Origin of the sequence: Ideonella sp. B508-1, assembly GCF_000333615.1 — a bacterium.
Lineage (GTDB): Bacteria > Pseudomonadota > Gammaproteobacteria > Burkholderiales > Burkholderiaceae_C > Ideonella.
Window position 1 is genome coordinate 1 of the sequence record NZ_BADL01000211.1, and the last position, 1,909, is coordinate 1,909.

The window sequence follows — 1,909 nt, forward strand, 5'->3', positions numbered from 1 at the left end:
CGAAGCCCTGGCGGCTGATGTACATGATCAGACCGAACGTACCCAGCGTGGTCAGCACATAGGTGACCAGGTAGAACAGGGCCGAGCTGTAGCCGTTGGCCGCCAACTGGGTGGAGCCGGCCACCACGGTGGGGGTCAGGCCCAGCAGCATGAAGCCCAGCTGCGCAATGGCCGAGTAGCCCAGCATGCACTTGAGGTTGGTCTGCACGATGGCGGCCACTTTGCCGATGACCAGGGACAGCACCGCCAGCACAATCAGCATCTGCTGCCAGTCGTGGGCCACGCCGCTCAGCCCCTCCACCAGCAGGCGGATGGTGATGGCGAAGGCCGCCAGCTTGGGCGCGCCACCGACCATCAGCGTCATCGAGGTCGGTGCGCCCTGGTACACGTCGGGCACACACATGTGGAAGGGCACCAGACCCAGCTTGAAGGCCAGGCCGGCCACGATGAACACCAGGCCGAAGCTCAGCACGGTGGCGTTGACCTGACCGGTGGCGATAGCATCGAACACCTCGGGGATGTCCAGCGAGCCGGTGGCACCGTACAGCATGGACATGCCATAGAGCAGGAAGCCGCTGGCCAGCGCGCCCAGCACGAAGTACTTCATCGCCGCTTCGGTGGACACCGCATGGTCGCGGCGCAGCGCGATCAGCGCGTACAGCGACAGGCTCATCAGCTCCAGGCCCACGTAGATGACCAGGAAGTTGTTGGCCGAGACCATCACCGAGATGCCCAGCACGACGAACATCGCCAGGGTGAAGAACTCACCCTTGAGCAGCTCGCGGCTGCCGATGTAGGGACGCGCATAGGCGATGGTGATCATCATCGCGATGGCGGCGCTCAGGGCCAGCAGGTGGCCCATGGGGTCGGACACGACCAGCCCCTGCATCGCGTAGACGGAGGCCTTGGCGCCTTCCGCGCCCAGCCCGGTCTGCAGGGCCAGGCCATGCAGCAGGGCCACGCCGGCCAGCGCGGCCTGGGTCATCCAGAAGGTCAGACAGCGCGCAGGCTGGGTGACGTACAGGTCCACCAGGGCCACCACGCAAGCTGCCACCAGCAGCAGGATTTCAGGGTAGACAACGAGCCAGTTCATTTGAGTCATGGTGTGCATCCCGGCTGTGTCAGTTGATCTTGGACACGGCCACGTGCTTGAGCAGCTCGGTCACCGAGACGTGCATCACATCCGTGAAGGGCTTGGGGTACAGGCCCATGGCCAGCACAGCGATGGCCAGCACGGCCAGCATGCCGAATTCGCGGGCGTTGATGTCGGTCAGCTCGCGCACGTGGTCGTTGGTGACGTCACCGAAATAGACGCGCTTGTACATCCACAGGCTGTAGGCCGCGCCGAAGATCACGGCGGTGGCGGCCAGCAGACCGATCCAGAAGTTGTAGCCCACCGAGCCCAGAATCACCATCCATTCGCCGATGAAGCCCGCGGTGCCCGGCAGGCCGCAATTGGCCATCGAGAACAGCAGCGCGAAGGCAGCGAACTTGGGCATGGTGTTGACCACGCCGCCGTAGGCCGAGATCTCCCGCGAGTGGACGCGGTCGTAGAGCACGCCGATGGACAGGAACATCGCGCCGGAGACGAAGCCGTGCGAGATCATCTGCACGATGCCGCCGGACATGCCCAGCTCATTGAAGATGAAGAAACCCAAGGTCACGAAGCCCATGTGCGCAATGGACGAGTAGGCCACCAGCTTCTTCATGTCCTGCTGCACCATCGCCACCAGGCCGATGTAGACCACGGCGATCAGTGACAGCGTGATGATGAACCAGGCGTAGTGATGGGCGGCGTCCGGTGCGATCGGCAGCGAGAAGCGCAGGAAGCCGTAGGCCCCGAGCTTCAGCATGATCGCGGCCAGCACGACGGAACCGCCGGTCGGCGCTTCCACGTGGGCGTCCGGCA

At 64.4% G+C, this 1,909-nt stretch carries 2 protein-coding genes; both read right to left on the minus strand.

The features are described 5' to 3' along the window. Positions 1–1,102 (minus strand): NADH-quinone oxidoreductase subunit N (locus I73_RS09115; protein WP_026096507.1); only part of this gene is annotated, 1,102 nt, incomplete at its 3' end. Positions 1,103–1,121: 19 nt separating this feature from the next. Continuing rightward, positions 1,122–1,909 (minus strand): NADH-quinone oxidoreductase subunit M (locus I73_RS09120; RefSeq protein ID WP_022980326.1); only part of this gene is annotated, 788 nt, incomplete at its 5' end.